This window comes from Pantoea sp. CFCC18177 (assembly GCF_059412425.1).
The window spans coordinates 99,718-116,443 of the sequence record NZ_JBNBPL010000017.1 but is presented as its reverse complement, the minus strand read 5'-3'; the positions used below and the strand labels follow the sequence as shown (position 1 = coordinate 116,443).

The window sequence follows — 16,726 nt, the reverse complement described above, 5'->3', positions numbered from 1 at the left end:
CATGCATCTCTCGATGAAAACCGCGATGAGCCACCATGATGTGTTCGGCTCGCTGTCGGAACAACGGGTGTGGTGTAACGGATGGCGTAATGAGTTCAATCAGGAGAAGCCGCATGAGGCTCACGGACAGGTACCGCCCGCAAAAATATGGGTGCCCTCACCGCGAAGTTGGGATGGAAAAGTGCCTGAGGTGAACTATCCGGAGGGGGCAAAGCTATATAAAGTCGGAGAAAAAGGTGACNAAGCCGCATGAGGCTCATGGACAGGTACCGCCCGCAAAAATATGGGTGCCCTCACCGCGAAGTTGGGATGGAAAAGTGCCTGAGGTGAACTATCCGGAGGGGGCAAAGCTATATAAAGTCGGAGAAAAAGGTGACCTGAGCCTGAACGGGCGCACGTTCCTGAGTTCGGCATTACGGGGTGAGTACGTGAGGTTCCTGGAAGAGGATAACGGAGTTGACGTCATCCTCTTCGACAGGGTGATACTGGCGTATTATGACCGGGCAGAAAAAAGTATTATTCGAATCGACTGAGCACAAAAGTGTTACCTATGTGCCCGGTCTGATCTGTTACCCATGTGCCCGGTTGTACCTTTATGCGCACCTGGTCAAAATCCGTAGTCATCATGAAGACGCATTTATGGGCGCCTGGTGACGACAAATCAGAAACGCAGTGACGCGCCCACGTACGGGCCATCGACCAGCACGTTGTCTTTACGGTCGCCTTTGTTGTTCAGCTCGATGTACTGATAACCCACGCGCAGGTTCAGCAGTGAAATCGGGGTGAAGCTCAGGCCGCCGGATGCTTCTTTATAGCTATCCAGACGATCAGAGAACGCTTCTGGCGCATAGTAGTATTCGCCGTACAGGCCCCACATGCTGTTGAAGTTGTACTGCGCACCGGCACCCAGAGCGACGGTGAAACCGTCGCGACCATCTTCAGGATGGGTAAACAGCGCTTTGGCGGTTGGCGCAATGCGGAAATCACCCACATCGATGTTGTAACCCAAGCCCGCGCCGTAAGTGCTGCCGTCATGATCGCTGCGCAGCCAGTTGCCTTTCAGGAACAGGCCAGGTGAGGTTGTACCGAGGCCAAGGTTCAGGTTGGTGCTGTGCTCACCCACGTCAACACTGCCCTCGATGGCCTGCGCGCCGCTGCTCAGCAGTGCCAGACCCAATACGCTTCCAGTAACAAGTTGCTTAAACATATGATTCCACTCCATGAAGGACAAATAAGTCGGCGCAAAGGGTAGCAGCCTGAGAGCAGGAGACAACTTTATTTGGAAAGCTTTACGTAAAAATCAATGACAGTGCGCAAAAAATCGCCATTATGCCGCCCACAGCAGATGGCTCAACAGCGGAGCCAGAATCACCGTCACAACACCGGACAGCATCATCACCAGGCTTGAAACCACGCCCTCTTGCTGACCTAATTGATAAGCGCGTGCGGTGCCCGCACCGTGTGAGGCGGCACCAAAGCCGGCGCCTTTCGCCACACCTTGCTTGATCGCGATGCGCAGAAACAGCACATCACCCACCGCCATACCAAACACCCCGGTGATCACCACAAACAGCGCCACCAAGTCCGGTTGACCGCCAATCGGCAAGGCTGCTGCCAGCGCAAACGGCGTGGTTATCGAGCGTACCGCCAGGCTACGCTGGATGGTTTCCGGTAGCATCAGCAAACGCGCCAGCCACACCGAACTGCACACCGCCACCAGCGTCGCGGTCAGTACGCCAACACTTAATGACAGCCAGTGGCGCTTAATGATCTCCAGGTTTTCATACACCGGCACCGCAAATGCCAGGGTTGCGGGGCCCAACAGCCAGATCAGCCAGTGGCTCTCAGCGATGTAATCCTTCCAGCTGACATGCGTGAGCAGCAGCAGCGCCACCAGCACCACCGGCGTCATCACCAATGGCATCAGCAATAAGGTCTGTTTGCGGCGATAGAGTCGTTTGTTGAGGAAATAGACCAGCAGCGTCAACACCAGACACAGCACGCTAATCATGAAATCAGCCATGATGCGCCTGCTTACGCGCTGCACGCGCCAGTTCAAATCGATATAAGCGATCCACCACCAGCGACGTGGCCGCCAGCACCAGCAGGGTACTGACTGCAATCACCACGCAGATACGCCAGCCTTCAGTGCGCAACAAATCACTGTAATTCACCACCGCCACCACCGCAGGAATAAAGAACAGCAGCATTTCCGCCAATAGCCAGTTCGACCCGGCTTTCACCCACCGCAGCGGCACGATGCGTGTCATGATCAGCAGCAGCAATAACACCATGCCCACCACGTTAGCGGGCAGTGGCAGATGCAGCCAACTCACCAGTTTGTCGCTGGCGATAAACAGGCCGATATACAGCACCAACTGCAATGGCACGAACACACGTTGCAGGATGTCCGTTCTGCGCGGACTCAATGCAAGCGCCATTTCTCTTTCTCCACGGGTTTAAATGTTGGACGTAGTATAAATCCGCACAAAACTGTGAATAAAATGAATTAAAATTATTCAAACTATGCCAAAAAGGAATGCTTTATGGACGTCCGTGCCCTGCGCTATTTCACCGAAGTGGTACGCCAGCAAAGCTTCACCCGTGCAGCGGAAAAGCTGTATGTCACACAGCCCACTATCAGCAAAATGCTGCGCCAGTTGGAAGAGGAACTCGGTTGCACACTGCTGCTGCGTGACGGGCGGAAGCTGCATCTGACCGATAGTGGTCAGGCGGTCTATCAACGTGGGCTCGCCATTCTGCAGGAGTTTCATCAGCTTGAAGCGCAAATTGGTGACATCAATGAGCTGAAAACCGGTGAACTGCGCTTAGGCATCCCACCGATGGTCGGTATGCAAATCGCCGGTTCAATTTCCGCTTTTCGCCGCCGCTATCCCGGCGTACAACTTAAAATTGTGGAGTCTGGTGGATTAACCGTACAGCAAGCGGTACTGAATGGTGGACTGGATATTGCACTCACGGCGCTGCCAGTGGATACCGATTTACCGCTGAAGACACTGGAGTTGATGCGCCACCCGCTTTGCGTGCTACTGCCGTGTAATGCGCAATGGCTGAATCGCAGCAGTCTGGGTCTGGCGGAACTGGCGGCTCATCCGCTGTTGATCCTCAACGAAGAGTTCTCGCTCAATCGCCAGCTGATGAAGGCGTTTCAGCGCCAGGGACTGACGCCGCAGATTGCGGTGCGCAGCGCGCAGTGGGATTTCCTCGCCGCGATGGTACAGGCAGAGATGGGGCTGGCGATTCTGCCGGAACCGATTTGCCAGCGACTGGATAAGCAGTCGCTGCTGTGGCTGCCGCTGGAATCGGAGTTACAGTGGAGTCTGGGATTGATTTGGCGTGAAGGCAGTTATCTGTCGCGCAGTGCGCAGGCGTGGATTGAGTGCTGCCGCGAGCATTGGCCGGATAATCCGCCGAGGTTATCGGTATAACCACCAGATTCTCGGCCAGGCGCGCATAAATGCGTCATCACGATTGCGCGGTGTTTGGCCAGGTACGCATAAATGCGCACCCTACAGAGGACTGTAGGGTCGCCATTTATGGCGACCGAGTTCCATCACCGCACACGCGAGAGGACGCCTTAATGGCGGCCACTCGCGAGGCTACTCTTCTTTCTCTATCAGCAGTGCTTCCAGCAGGTCGAGATCGCGCAGCAGTTTCTGCATCGTCTCATTCGAGATCTCCTGCGTGGCACGCAAGTGGTAAACTTCGGCGCGCTCAGCACGCAGCGCGTTCAGGCGGAAGCGGCGCTCCAGGTTCTCAGCAAACAGGGCCTGTTCAACCTCATCCTTACCCACCACCCTACGGCGTAAGTTGCCGATCACCCGCAGACTGACCTCTTTCAGCAATTCAGGATCGATATTCTCTTCGGTATCGTTTTCCAGTCGCTGTTCCATTTTGTGCAGGCTTTCAATGGCCACATTCGCCATCGCTGCCCGCGCAAACTGGATTTCACGACGGTGCCCGGATTTGTCGGTGCTTTCCATTCCGCGCAGCAGGATCGGCAATAGAATGACGCCAACAAACAGCGAGAACAGGATTACGCCTGTGGCGATAAACACCAACTCATAGCGCGCTGGGAAAGGTTCACCATTGCTGAGGAACAGCGGAATTGACAACACACCGGCCAGCGTAATTGCTCCGCGCACGCCCGCGAAGGAGGCAATCAACAACTCACGCAGCGAGTAGTTAGAGAACTCCAGCGGCTTCTTCTTCAGGAAACGCAAGCTGGTGCGCTGCATGATCCACAACCAGCCAAAGCGCACTAACATCAATGCGACATACACCAGCGCTACGTCGGTGAACAGCATCCAGAGTTCAACATTTGGATCGGCATTCGCCTGCGCCACCGAAGTTTCAAGGATGTCGGGCAATTGCAAGCCCAGCATCAGGAACACCATGCCGTTGAACACGAACTCCAGCATCTGCCATACGCTGTTGGCGCGCAGACGCATGGCTAACGGTGCCTGACGGATAATGCCAGAACGGGTGATGGTCATACCCGCCGCCACTGCAGCAAGGATACCTGATACGCCAAGGTGTTCAGCGATCAGATAAGAGGCGAACGGCAGTAACAGCAGCAGTACCGTTTGCGTAGCCGGATCGTCTCCGCTCCAGCGGCTCAGTAAGCGCAGCGAACGGCCATACAGCCAACAGACGGCCACACCCGCAATCAGGCCGCCGACGGCCACCTTAAGAAACTCAATGCTGGCCCCGCCCCAGGTAAATACCATGGTGCCCATTGCTACGGCGACAGCAAACTTCAGCGAGACCAGGCCCGATGCGTCGTTCATCAAGGCTTCGCCCTGCACAATCGACATGATTTTTTTCGGGATGCGCCCTTCCCCCACAATGCCGGAGAGCGCCACGGCATCGGTGGGTGACAGGACCGCCGCCAGCGCGAACGCCGGGATCAGCGGGATACCCGGCACCAGCCAGTAAATCAGGTAACCGATCCCTACTACGGTAATCAGCACTAACACCAGCGCGAGGCCGATGATTTCGCGTCCGTGATGAAGAAATTCATTAATCGGCGTTTTCCAGCCATCGGCAAACAGCAACGGCGGAATGAACAGCACGAGGAACAGTTCAGGGTCAAAATCCACGTGCAGACCAAAGCTCGGTACAGCCAGCAGTGCACCTGCAGCAATTTGTACCAGTGGCAGCGGGATTTGGAACGGCAGTATGCGTGCCGCAACGCCGGAGAGTGACACCACCAGCGTCATAATGAGAATGGTAAAGAAGATTTCCATGCTTTCCTTAGGCGAATCGTATTTATTCAAGCGATGTTGTTGCGAAGGAAAGTGTAAAACAAAACGCCGCCCGAAGGGGCAACCCTGCGTGCGGCGTGGACCAGAAAGAGACTTATCTGGAATTAAGCGTATTTAAAAGTCAGATGGCCCAGCCACCGGCGTAGAATGCCACCAGCGCAATGGCAATCACTACCGTGCCAACATTCAGTTTGCGCCACTCACCGGCAAACACGCGACCAATCACCAGGGAACCGAAGCCCAGCATAATGCCGGTGACGATGTTGCAGGTCAGCACGATGAAGACCGCCGTCACCAAACCCGACATCGCATCGACAAAATCATTGAAGTCGATTTTTGCCACGTTGCTCAGCATCAACAGACCTACGTACATCAATGCGGGTGCCGTTGCATAGGCTGGCACCAGATAGGCCAGTGGAGACATAAACAGAATCAGCAGGAACAGCAGGCCAACCACAATCGCCGTCAGGCCGGTTTTGCCCCCGGCGGCGGTACCTGCGGCAGATTCGATGTACACCGCCGCTGGCGAAGCACCGACTAACCCTGCAAACAGGCTGCTGACGGAGTCAGTCGTTAATGCGCGACCGCCGTTAATGATCTGCCCATCTTTGTCCAGCAGATTGGCCTGGCCCGCGACCGCGCGAATAGTGCCGGTGGCGTCGAATACTGCCGTCATCACCAGTGCCAATACACTCGGCAGCACCACCGGTTGCAGCGCTCCCATGATATCAAGGCTAAACATGGCGGATTGGCCATTGGCATCTTTCAGGCTTGGCATGGCAAACAGCCCTTGATAGGTCACAGCGGGATCAAAAATCAAACCCACCACGGAAATCGCAATGATAGTCAGCAAAATGCCGCCGGGAACACGACGTTTTTCCAGACCAAAGATCGCGGCCAGACCAATCAACGCCATGATCACCGGAAACGAAGTGAAGTGGCCAAGCGCAACCGGTAAGCCCGGTGCCGGGTTTTTCACCACTAAACCAATCCCGTCGGCGGCGATCAACAGCAGGAACAAGCCGATACCAACACCCGTACCGTGCGCAACGCCCATCGGCAGGTTACGTAAAATCCATGCACGAATGCCCGTCACCGAAATCAAAGTGAACAACAAGCCCATCAGGAACACAGCGCCCAACGCAACCGGCACGCTGATATGCTGCCCCAGCACAAGGCTGAACGCAGTAAAAGCGGTGAGCGAGATAGCGCAACCAATCGCCATTGGCAGATTGGCCCATAACCCCATAATGATCGATCCAAAACTGGCGACCAGACAGGTGGCAACAAACACAGCCGTCGGCGAGAAACCCGCTTTGCCGAGCATGCCAGGCACCACGATGACGGAGTAGACCATGGCTAAAAAGGTGGTCAATCCTGCCAGTACTTCCTGGCGCACGCTGCTGCCACGTGCTGAAATGTTAAACCAAGCGTCCAGTTTTCCACTGGCCGGGCGTGATTCGCCAGACATAGTCAATCCTCTGCGTTTTTTAAGATGTAATAAGCCCCACGGCCCGCGTTTGCACATCACCCTGGTGAAGGCTTCTCAGTGAGAAAAGAGGCAAACGTTTACGTGGCCGCGTATTCCAGGTCGTTAAGGGGGACACGGAAAAAGGCAAACGATTATCTGGCGTTTGCTATGGGGTTTTCAACTACTAATCGATGACAAGGCAGGATAAAGCGTCCGGTTTTGATCGGGTGATATGAGAGAATGCGACGCGAAAACGTAGCGGCGAGATTTATCGCGCATAGGTAGAGCCGTGCTGCGGCGGGTCAATGCGCAATAAATTGCGCCGCTACAGTTATGTTGTAGGGTGGCTACGCCAATGCGATCGGGCCGCCCTGCTCAACCGCACGTTGCCAAGCGGCGCGCTGCTGCATCTCCTCCAACCAGCGTGTGATAGCGGGCATCTCTTGTTGTGATCCTCGCGTCTGCAGGGCCAGCAGCGGGAAGCTCATTTGTACATCCGCGATGCTGAAGCGCGAGCCCGCGAAATAGCGATGTTGACTGAGATGCTGCTCAATGACGCTACCATGCAGTTGCAGCTGTTTATTCAGCCAGGCTTTCTGGATGCCCTTGCTCAGCGCGGCACCTGCGGGACGTAACAGCCACGGCACCGGCTTTTTCCCTAACTGCCCAAAAACCAGTTTCATCAGCAACAACGGCATCAGTGAACCTTCGGCATAATGCAGCCAGTAGCGTGCCTGGATCTGCTCATTCTCGTCGGTCAGTACCAACAGATGCTCACTGTCATATTTTTGCTGCAGGTACTCCAGAATCGCACCTGATTCCGCAATCACGCGATTACCGTCTGTGATCACCGGCGACTTACCCAGCGGGTGCACTTTCTTCAACGCTTCCGGTGCCAGCAAGTTCTTTTCACGTTGATAGCGCTTGATTTGATAGGGCACCGACAGCTCTTCCAGCAGCCATAACACACGGTGCGAACGGGAATTTTCCAGATGGTGTACGGTGATCATGCGCTTTTCCTTGCCGACGAAAGTGTTTCGGCAAGTATAGCGGATCAACTTTTGGGCTCATCCTGTTCGGGATCGAGTAACACCGCACCGGACCCTTGCTGCGCCAGACGGTCTCCGGGGTTGCGCAGCGGACAATCCCGCATCGACAAACAGCCACAGCCAATGCAGCCGTCAAGATCGTTGCGCAGGCGCGTCAGCGTCTCAATGCGCTTATCCAGCTCTTCGCGCCAGTGCTGCGTCAACGCATCCCACTCCTGCGTTGACATGCGTTTATTCGCCGGCACGTGCATCAAACTGTCACTCACTGTCGCCAGTGGAATGCCAATGCGCTGCGCGATCTTGATAATCGCCACGCGCCTCAGCACATCACGACTGTAGCGCCGCTGATTACCGCCATTGCGTGAGCTAAAAATTAACCCTTTGGTTTCATAGAAATGCAGCGCTGACACCGCCACGCCACTGCGTTTCGCCACTTCTCCGGGTGTCAAAACGGGCTTTGGGTAATTGCGTTCTTTTTTCATTTAGGGCCTTTACCTCAAGTTAACTTGAGGAATTATACTCGCACCCCAACAAAAGTTCGAATTTCAAACCAGGTAAAACAACCTTCAGAAGGATGAGACTATGATGCAACAGGAAATCATTCATTCACTGACTCACTGGATCGATGAGAATCTGGATAAGGCGCTGTCGATCGATGAAGTCGCGGCAAAATCAGGCTACTCAAAATGGCACCTGCAGCGTATGTTCCGTACCGTGACGAAACAAACGCTGGGTGGCTATATTCGCGAGCGTCGTTTGACGCTGGCAGCTGAAGCCCTGCGCCAGACGCAACGTCCGGTGTTCGATATTGCGATGCAGTACGGTTACGACTCACAGCAGACTTTCTCGCGTGTGTTTCGCCGTCAGTTTTCGCAAACGCCAACCGCTTATCGCCACAATATGCGCCGTCAGGCGATGATCCAGCGCCCACGCCTGCTGAGTTTTGATTGCAGTGAAAGCATGAACAGTTTTGCCCAGCGTACTACTGGCGAGTGTTGCCCGGTCCGCTAACCTCTCTGAGCGCCCTTTGCGGGCGCACCTTCCCCCATCTCCTTGTTTTCACTCATTCCCCCGCTTCGATAAAAATCTTTCTACCATACCAGGTATAAATTTTGTTCAAACTTTCAAATCGAGTGATATAATGTGAGCCAAGTCACAGTTTCTACGCGTAGTAAGACGGCCAGAAGGGCCTCCCTGACCTTCCTTCTTTGCCGCCAGTGATGTCCAAGAATGTCAGGGATATTACTGATTTGAAGAGGTTTGTTGCAGATGGCTACTTTAACTACCAGCTTAATCGTCATGCGTTGGGAGCTGCTTAGCGCCGTTATGATGTTCTTCGCGAGCACCATGAAAATTAGATTGCGCCAAAACAGTCACCACGTGATGGCATTGATGTGCGGCGGTATTGGTGTTGGCATGTCCTGCTGGTTCGTTACAGGCTTACTGGGCATTACCCTGAGCATGGAAAATCTGCACAACTTCATGGAAATCTCGAAGAACGCCTTTATTCAGGTGATGAGCCAGACGCCTGCTGATTGGCCGATGCCTTAATCGCTGCCCATAAAAAACCCCGCTAAGCGGGGTTTTTTATTTTGCTGTGTGATTCTCAAATTTTCTTCAAAACGGCGGGAAGAGCCACTTCCGGAACCGTGACACCCGGTCTCTGCGTACCGCGGCGATCTTGAATCCACATATCACCCATCATCTGGTTTAACCCACGATCCAGCCCAGTGACCAATCCCGCCCCCGGTGTGAACGTCAGCTCACCGAAGTAAATCTGTTCCCCGTCGATGTACCAGTCCACGCGCACGTAATCGAAGTCACTTGCCAGCGTTTTACTTAACGCTAAAGCATGCTGAAGCTGTGCCATCTGTGGAGACACATCCAGGCCGGTATCACGGATTTTGTGATACGCCTCATTGAGGTTGTTAACGTAAAAGTTCATCGACAGTAAGGGGTTACATCGGTTGTAGATCACCTGCAACACATACTCAAAGTTGCCGTCACGCTTGTTGAACATGTGGAACTTATAATCAATCGGCGCCGTTTTACCATCACCAATGTACTTCTCCACCAAAATTCGCGGCTTAATGTAGCGATAGTGGATTTCACGCGCCTCATTGGCAAAATCGGTTTTCAACCAACGATGGCAGTCACTGATAATCTGCTGCTTCTTCAACGCATCCGGCTCTTCCAACAGAATCTCTACCATGTTGGAGGCATGATTGGGTTTGATGACCGTGTTCTTCCAGCTCGGCAGCGTATGCAGCGAGTGAGGATCGCTGGTCTCATACACCAGCGGGATCAAGTATTCGCTGCCCACCTTCTCGGCGATGTACTCGCGTACGGAGTATTTATCCGATAAACGCCCGTAAATCTGGTAGTCACCAAACACGAATTTACGGTACAGCACTTTTTCATTGAAGACTTTAGGCTGGCGCAGGTTCGGCAGTTTGCGGAACTTGTGAAAATAGTAGATGCGATCCTGGTAAGCCCAGGGCATCTTCTTGATGAAATACTGCACACTTCTTCTGAGTTCATCTTTCAACTTGAGCATATCGGACCTCATTTGTAGGTTTTGTAGTTGAGTGAGGAAACTTGAATCTTCTGAATGACGCCGTTATTGAAGAAGTAATTCATTACGGTGAGGGACAGGAGTTCAGAGATGAAGACGCTCCAGGCGGCACCCATGATGCCGTAGCTCTGGATCAGCCACCAAGACAATGGCAGGCTAATCACCATCAGGCAGACAATCTTCTTCAGCAGATAGTTGAACCCGCCCTCTTTCACCATGTAGCGATACGCCACGGTTCCCATTGCCGAAAAGCAGGTTGCTAACGACAGTAACGTAATGAGACTTCCTGACTGTGTGTACTCGTGACCATACAAAGCGATGATGATTTTTTCGCCATACAGCGCGATCACCGCTAACAACAACAATGAAACACCCATAACATAGCCGTTCAGCCGCGCAGTGAGCTTGATGGCGGCAGCTCCGCGCTCCCGGAATATCTCCGAGAAACAGGAAGTGATGATGGCTACCGGAATAAAAATCCAGGACGCCGAGATTGTATTTGCCGCAGCAAACAGGCCGAGATCGCGCGCTGAGGCAATCCCCGCAAGGAACATCTGTGCCGCTTTTACCTGTACAGAAATAAAGATGCTGGAGATAGCCAGCGGCAATCCGGCATACAGCAGATAGCGCAGATAGGTATTGCGCTTCTCCTGAGGGGGTGCCAGGTCCTGGTTTTCCCGATAGAAGTTGAAACGCTTAATGACGTAGGGCACCAGCGTAACGGCCACAATAGACAGGGTCAGCCACAACGGATTGAGATGTAGCCAGGCGATGGTGAAACTCAAGGTAAAGCCCAGCAGCAGGCCAATTGAGTTGGCCACGGTATTTAACCGTGAAGCCAGTCGCGCGTTGTTATACACGCTGAACGTATCCTGAGTGACAAACACCGATGAAATAAACGAGGCCAGGGCAAACGCGAGGAAGTTTTCCTGCATGTTGTACCACACCCAAATCAACACCGGGATCGATGTCAGCAGTAACAACACTAACCGCATATTGCGCGCAACGGTCATCAGGCGCAGGCCTTTGGGCGCACTTTTGCTGATGCGTTTAAAGAGGATGGTTTCCGTGCCAAAAATCGCCACGGTTTGCACCATCGAGAATAACGAAGTAGAAAACGCCATTTGGCCGAAGATGGTTGGGCCAAAGGATTTTGCCACGTAGGAGGTCACAAATATGACGCCAAACACCGAGACGAGCTTCTCAGACATCATCCAGGCGGCATTAGACATTACGCTCAATTTCATTGACTGATCCTTAGTATTACTTACAGCAACTGCCTTTCGGTACAACGTCCTTGAAATGAATTAACAAGCGCTCAGTGGGCCTGACCTAAATTAAGAACTTCAAACCAAACTGGTCCGAAAAATGAGATTCGCGTCAGGATTCTTTGAATGAATTCAGGATAATTCCGATTAAACCTGGTGCGAATCTCTGCGGATGTAAACGATTTCAACCTCAATTCGAAGAAAAAGTTTACTAGCACACCCTGTGATTTTGACAAACAGGTTATGCCGAATTTCCAATGATTGTAGTATTTTTCTGCATTTGGGATGGAATGAATCTATATCAAAAACCCAAAGCCAGGAAGGCGTTCAACGGCATTCATAATAAAATAAGATTTATCCCATGATGATATTTATTCTAAATAACTTAATTTAACCCTCGCAATTCTAATCGCGCACTTTAATACTGCATTAATACTCTTTTTGCAGTACCAGATATTAATACAGTTATTCTCATCCACTAATTGATAAGAAAGGTAAGAGCATTTATGAGAAAGTCACGATATAGCGAAGAGCAAATCACAAATGCCATTAAAGCTTCTGAAACAGGAGTGAAAGTCAGGGAGATTTGTGAGGAGCTAGGCATCTCAGAGGCAACCTTCTATAGTTGGAAGAAAAAGTTCTCCGGACTTTCTTCCGAAGAAGGTAGAAAAATCAAAGAATTGGAGGATAAGCTGCAGAACCTTTCCCGCGAGTTGCAGTCGTTGAGTTCCGACAAGGAGATGCTGCAAAGCGTATTGAAAAACTTCTTCACCACAAATGAAAAACGTCAGGCCGTTAACTTCCTGCAAACTACCTTCGACATTGGCACCCGTCGCAGCTGTCGCTTGCTGGATATTAGCCGTAGCGTTTACCACTATCCTTCAGGTTCCGATAATCACTAACGACATTAAGGCCGCTGTTATTTGACTTAATGCTGAGATTTGTTCTTACCAGAAGAGATGAAGATCATTTAATTCGGCGTTCGCAACATAACAATTCGCACCATTTTTTCCTGATGATTATCATCGCGGAATTGCTTCCTTTTTTGCGGTAAAATTGATTCACATCAGCAAAAGTCTCGCTATTCAAGCCATTTAGACGAGGGCCAATCTCATTTCGGTGAGATTGGCCCTTCGAATATTACTTTATCAATATTAATACTCAGCCCTGAATGCAGATAATTCTGTTAAGCATTCATGAACAACAGAGTGTAACCGCTCGCACATCACCTCTTCTTTAAATTGGATCTATTGCCTTACGCAATGATCATCTTCTCGATTATCGCCATACCTTATCCCATGCATCAGTACCAGGATTCATCCAGATCGAAAACGTTATCATGCCTAAACAATTACATTAAAAAATGGCAACTCGCGTGAAATATCACCCCATAATTCATCGCTGTGTTTAATCAATTTTTATCAGGCTTCTAGCGGGTGTTTCTGAACTCTGATGTTATCCCTTGAGCAAACAGTGGCTTTTCCAAGGGATTTTCAGTGCCAAAATGCAATTAAAATGCATCCCAGAGACACTTTTATCCCGCTCATTAGGGCCTTTTAGCCCACCTCCAGGAGGTAAATCATCGCGGAAGCCTGCGATAGATACGCGGCGCGAGTGCTTGAAGCAACGCTTTGTTATGTCAAACCAGAGGTCAAACAGCGGTGAAATTGAGGGGAATTGTTATAAGACGACGATATGAGAGGTGATAAACGCCATTTCAGCGCACAAAACCGACTGGTCAAATTCTTAAAAACACTAAAGAAAGCGCTGCTGAGCAATCATTTCAGCAGCGGAAATCATTCGTTTCAGATCGGTTTGACCACCGGCTGCGGTTTAATGCGCATCGCGTAAATCACGCCGACAATCAGACAACCAATGCCAATACCGGTCAACAGCGGCGGCCAGCTTTGTCGCCACAGGAAGGTCCACAGTAATCCGGCTAAGGTTTCGAATACGATAAGCGGCCCCATGATCACGGTGGGCACACGCTGGCTCGCCGCATTCCAGCACAGCGTGCCGAGCCAGGAGCAAATCAGGCCAATCGCTAGCATCAGCAACAGATAGCGCGTTGGCTGTGGCCCAAACGGCAGCGCGAAGTCCGGTTGCTGCCAGTAAAGCTGACCACAAACCAATAAATAGAACACCAACGCCAAGGGTAAGGTGACCAGTCCCTGCGCAGTCGCCCAGCTACCGGGCTTATGCTGCGGGTGAGCGCGCAGCCAGATACCATTACGCAACGGATACCAGGTCCAGCACGCCACCGCTAATACGGCCAACAGCAGACCGGTGAGATAACGTGACCAATCAAAGTTCGGCCCCTGCATCTGCAGTTCTGCAGCATTCACGCACGCTAAACCCGCAGCGATAATCAATAAGGCCGGTAAGAGCTTACGCCAGGAAAGTCGTCCCTCAAGATGGCCATAACAGAGATTGGCCGTCACGGTGATCACCACCGGCAGCGTGCCGATGATCATGGTCGATATAGGTGCACCGGTGCGCTGAATCGCACTGGCGAGAAATGCGTAATAGAGCAAATTGCCGATTAGCGACAGTTTGAGCGCTTCCAGCCAGTCTTTGCGCGCCAGCAGGCGCAAACGACGACGGTCCAGCCACGCCAGCGGCAGCACCACCAGGCCAAACGCCACATAGCGCCCGGCTGACTGTAAGGTTCCTGGATAGTCCGGTATCAGCAGAGGGCCAACGAAAATCAGCCCCCACATCAGTCCAGCCGCTAAAGCAAATACAATCCCAGCCAACATACGTTCTTCCTTTATCACAATGCGACAGCAGTGTGGCGCAAACCGATAATAAAGGCTTGTAGCAGATTGCGGTTAGCGTGAGGGGAAGACTTGCTTTTGAAAACGCCCAGGCGTAATGCCGTAGCGATGGGCGAAGGCTCGCGTGAGATGCGCCTGGTCGGTCAATCCTACCGTCGCTGCCACGGAGGCAGCGCTTTCGCCTTGAGCCAGTCGCTGTTTAGCCTCGAACAAACGAAATGCCATCAGCATTTGATGGGGCGTGACATGGAAGTGCTGTTTAAAACTACGCAGGAAGTGCCAGGGCGACAAGGCAGCCAGCGTGGCCAGCTCTTCCAGACGCACCGGCTCCGCCAGATTTTCTCGCAGATATGCTTTCACCACATCGAAACGATGCGCACCTTCTGCGGGCCTGGCTTTGCCTTGATGTGCCAGTGGACGCAGCAGCTCAAGCAGTTCCAGTAACAGGCTTTCACGCTCCAGCGCGCTGGTCGCCTGCCACATCTGCGACAGCCGCTGTGAAAAGGGCTGCGCCAGACGCACATCCGTGCGCAATGCTTCACTGAACCACCAGTCACGATCGCCGGTCAGCCGATCCATCTCCTGCGGATCGATGTAAATCATGCGATAGCGCCAGCCCTCTTCGCAGGCCGATTCCCCCGTGTGTAACTCATCTGGATTCATCATCACCAGCGAGTGTTGCGGTGCCGTGTAATGCGTTCCGCGATAGCGGAAGCGCTGTGCGCCGGACTCAATGGTGCCAATGCCAAAGGCTTCATGGGTATGCGGCTCAAAGGCATAACGTGAGATGTGAGCCTGATACAGTTCAATGCCAGGCAATTCAGCAAATTGCTGAAATTGTGCCTGGTCGCACTTATCAGGAAAAAATTCGGGAACCACCTTCACGCCACACCTCCGGTAAAAACAGCTCAATAAGCATGCGCGGCTGGGAGGGGAAATGCAAAGCAGTTTTGCTTTACCTGTACACGGATTGATCGCGATACTGGAGCCCTGCATATAAAGGAGGACGTGATGGCAAATCGAGTGGTTGTGGTGGTGGATATGCAAAACGGCGTACTGGAAACGCCGCGTTTCGATCGTGAAGGGCGCAGTGTCCGCATCAATCAATTAACGGCTGCAGCCGACCAGGTCATTTTTATCCAACACGTTGGGCCTGGCATGGAAGTAGACACAGATGGCTGGCAGATTATTCCGGAGTTACAGCAGCCCGCCAATGCGCGCTATGTGAACAAAACCGCCTGTGACAGTTTCTGGCAAACCGACTTTGCCGCTGTGCTTGATCAGCATGACATTAAGAGCTTCGTGATTTGCGGCTGCGCCACCGATTATTGTGTCGATACCACCATTAAAGTGGGCGCGAGCCTGGGCTATCGCATCACCGTTGCCGCCGATGCCCACACCACCGCTGACCGCACTTACGTGACCGCGCAACAGCAAATCAATCAGCACAATGAAGTCTGGGCCGATCTCATCCTGCCGGGCAACCCGGTGCTGGTGCGTGATACCGATGATCTGCTGCGCGAGTGGCGACCGCACTAGTTCTTAATATACGGATTAAGATCCTGCGAACATAAAAAAGGCCATTCATGAAGAATGGCCTTTTCAATTCAACATCAGGTTACCTGTTTACACAGGGCCCAATCAGAAAGGAATGTCGTCGTCAAAGTCCATTGGCGGTTCATTGTTCGCCGGTGCACTCTGCTGCTGCGGACGCTGCTGTGCGCCGCCGCTGAACTGGTTGCCGCCCTGAGGCTGCTGTTGAGGTTGTTGTGGCTGGCCCCAACCGTTGTTATTGCCGCCGCCCTGGCCACCCATTGGTGCGCCACCGGCGTTCGCGCCCTGCTGACGTCCACCCAGCATCTGCATGGTGCCGCCAACGTTGACGACCACTTCAGTGGTGTACTTTTCCTGGCCGCTCTGATCCTGCCATTTACGGGTACGCAACTGGCCTTCAATGTAAACCTGAGAACCTTTACGCAGGTACTCGCCTGCGACTTCGGCAAGCTTGCCGAACAGCACAACACGGTGCCACTCGGTAATCTCTTTGTTTTCACCGGTGGTCTTGTCGCGCCAGCTTTCCGACGTGGCCAGCGTAATGTTGGCTACCGCGCCACCATTTGGCATGTAGCGCACTTCCGGATCCTGACCCAGATTCCCGACTAGAATCACTTTGTTTACGCCACGACTGGCCATGTTGCTGTCTCCCGATGAGTTGATGCTAAAAGTCTAAGCCAAAAATTGTATCACGTCACAATGACGGTGCCCACTTCAGAGCAGGCTCCCAATTTTTCTTCGTCA

Annotated in this window: 18 protein-coding genes; 6 read left to right on the top strand and 12 right to left on the bottom strand. The window is 52.6% G+C overall.

The annotated features are described in order from the left end of the window. Position 1: 1 nt before the first annotated feature. Positions 2 to 253, top strand: a complete 252-nt coding sequence (locus ACPUC8_RS17455; RefSeq protein ID WP_494926900.1) for an integrase core domain-containing protein — start codon at positions 2 to 4, stop codon at positions 251 to 253. A gap of 408 nt (positions 254 to 661) precedes the next feature. On the opposite strand, the gene ACPUC8_RS17450 is transcribed toward ACPUC8_RS17455, so the two are convergent. The 3 genes from ACPUC8_RS17450 to ACPUC8_RS17440 all read right to left on the bottom strand — a co-directional run bounded on the left by ACPUC8_RS17450 (position 662) and on the right by ACPUC8_RS17440 (position 2,441). Further along, the gene (locus tag ACPUC8_RS17450; protein WP_039331602.1) at positions 662 to 1,207 is read right to left on the bottom strand and encodes a YfaZ family outer membrane protein; all 546 of its coding nucleotides are present in this window, start codon (positions 1,205 to 1,207) and stop codon (positions 662 to 664) included. Between the two features lie 120 nt (positions 1,208 to 1,327). Beyond that, positions 1,328 to 2,023 carry an LrgB family protein gene (locus ACPUC8_RS17445; RefSeq protein ID WP_039331603.1) on the bottom strand — a complete coding sequence of 232 codons (696 nt, stop codon included), beginning with the start codon at positions 2,021 to 2,023 and terminating at the stop codon, positions 1,328 to 1,330. After that, the gene (locus ACPUC8_RS17440) at positions 2,016 to 2,441 is read right to left on the bottom strand and encodes a CidA/LrgA family protein (RefSeq protein WP_039331607.1); all 426 of its coding nucleotides are present in this window, start codon (positions 2,439 to 2,441) and stop codon (positions 2,016 to 2,018) included. The genes ACPUC8_RS17445 and ACPUC8_RS17440 overlap by 8 nt, the downstream gene beginning before the upstream one ends. 105 nt (positions 2,442 to 2,546) lie before the next feature. Between ACPUC8_RS17440 and ACPUC8_RS17435 the strand changes: the two genes are divergently transcribed. Continuing rightward, the gene (locus ACPUC8_RS17435) at positions 2,547 to 3,449 is read left to right on the top strand and encodes a LysR family transcriptional regulator (protein ID WP_494926899.1); all 903 of its coding nucleotides are present in this window, start codon (positions 2,547 to 2,549) and stop codon (positions 3,447 to 3,449) included. A gap of 171 nt (positions 3,450 to 3,620) precedes the next feature. On the opposite strand, the gene ACPUC8_RS17430 is transcribed toward ACPUC8_RS17435, so the two are convergent. The 4 genes from ACPUC8_RS17430 to soxR all read right to left on the bottom strand — a co-directional run bounded on the left by ACPUC8_RS17430 (position 3,621) and on the right by soxR (position 8,290). After that, complete coding sequence (locus ACPUC8_RS17430; protein WP_039331609.1) at positions 3,621 to 5,270, bottom strand: Na+/H+ antiporter; 1,650 nt, start codon at positions 5,268 to 5,270, stop codon at positions 3,621 to 3,623. A 139-nt stretch (positions 5,271 to 5,409) separates the two neighbouring features. Then, complete coding sequence (locus ACPUC8_RS17425; protein ID WP_494926898.1) at positions 5,410 to 6,759, bottom strand: NCS2 family permease; 1,350 nt, start codon at positions 6,757 to 6,759, stop codon at positions 5,410 to 5,412. Positions 6,760 to 7,106: 347 nt separating this feature from the next. Beyond that, complete coding sequence (locus ACPUC8_RS17420; protein ID WP_494926897.1) at positions 7,107 to 7,769, bottom strand: glutathione S-transferase family protein; 663 nt, start codon at positions 7,767 to 7,769, stop codon at positions 7,107 to 7,109. Between the two features lie 44 nt (positions 7,770 to 7,813). Beyond that, positions 7,814 to 8,290 (bottom strand): redox-sensitive transcriptional activator SoxR, encoded by a 477-nt coding sequence (gene soxR, locus ACPUC8_RS17415; RefSeq protein WP_039331614.1) that lies wholly within the window; start codon positions 8,288 to 8,290, stop codon positions 7,814 to 7,816. 100 nt (positions 8,291 to 8,390) lie between these two features. Between soxR and soxS the strand changes: the two genes are divergently transcribed. Both soxS and ACPUC8_RS17405 read left to right on the top strand, forming a co-directional pair. Next, positions 8,391 to 8,819, top strand: a complete 429-nt coding sequence (gene soxS, locus ACPUC8_RS17410; protein ID WP_039331615.1) for a superoxide response transcriptional regulator SoxS — start codon at positions 8,391 to 8,393, stop codon at positions 8,817 to 8,819. Positions 8,820 to 9,077: 258 nt separating this feature from the next. Further along, positions 9,078 to 9,359, top strand: coding sequence for a YjcB family protein (locus tag ACPUC8_RS17405; protein WP_039331620.1), 282 nt, complete (start codon positions 9,078 to 9,080; stop codon positions 9,357 to 9,359). Positions 9,360 to 9,414: 55 nt separating this feature from the next. Here ACPUC8_RS17405 and ACPUC8_RS17400 read toward each other — a convergent pair whose 3' ends face one another. Both ACPUC8_RS17400 and ACPUC8_RS17395 read right to left on the bottom strand, forming a co-directional pair. Continuing rightward, positions 9,415 to 10,365 (bottom strand): ATP-grasp fold amidoligase family protein, encoded by a 951-nt coding sequence (locus ACPUC8_RS17400; protein ID WP_039331628.1) that lies wholly within the window; start codon positions 10,363 to 10,365, stop codon positions 9,415 to 9,417. A gap of 8 nt (positions 10,366 to 10,373) precedes the next feature. Continuing rightward, complete coding sequence (locus tag ACPUC8_RS17395) at positions 10,374 to 11,630, bottom strand: MATE family efflux transporter (RefSeq protein WP_494926896.1); 1,257 nt, start codon at positions 11,628 to 11,630, stop codon at positions 10,374 to 10,376. 527 nt (positions 11,631 to 12,157) lie between these two features. Between ACPUC8_RS17395 and ACPUC8_RS17390 the strand changes: the two genes are divergently transcribed. Beyond that, positions 12,158 to 12,553, top strand: a complete 396-nt coding sequence (locus ACPUC8_RS17390) for a transposase (protein WP_039331635.1) — start codon at positions 12,158 to 12,160, stop codon at positions 12,551 to 12,553. 903 nt (positions 12,554 to 13,456) lie between these two features. Here the strand turns inward: ACPUC8_RS17390 and ACPUC8_RS17385 are convergent. Continuing rightward, positions 13,457 to 14,410: a DMT family transporter gene (locus ACPUC8_RS17385; protein WP_039331637.1), complete on the bottom strand. Its 954-nt coding sequence runs from the start codon at positions 14,408 to 14,410 to the stop codon at positions 13,457 to 13,459. Between the two features lie 72 nt (positions 14,411 to 14,482). Further along, entirely contained in the window at positions 14,483 to 15,313 is an 831-nt protein-coding gene (locus ACPUC8_RS17380; RefSeq protein ID WP_494926895.1) for an AraC family ligand binding domain-containing protein, read from the bottom strand. Between the two features lie 126 nt (positions 15,314 to 15,439). Between ACPUC8_RS17380 and ACPUC8_RS17375 the strand changes: the two genes are divergently transcribed. Then, a complete protein-coding gene (locus ACPUC8_RS17375) occupies positions 15,440 to 15,967 on the top strand; it encodes an isochorismatase family protein (protein ID WP_494926894.1) in 528 nt (175 codons plus the stop codon). A gap of 102 nt (positions 15,968 to 16,069) precedes the next feature. Here the strand turns inward: ACPUC8_RS17375 and ssb1 are convergent, their stop codons facing one another. Next, positions 16,070 to 16,621, bottom strand: a complete 552-nt coding sequence (gene ssb1 / locus ACPUC8_RS17370) for a single-stranded DNA-binding protein SSB1 (RefSeq protein WP_039331643.1) — start codon at positions 16,619 to 16,621, stop codon at positions 16,070 to 16,072. Positions 16,622 to 16,726: the final 105 nt, after the last annotated feature.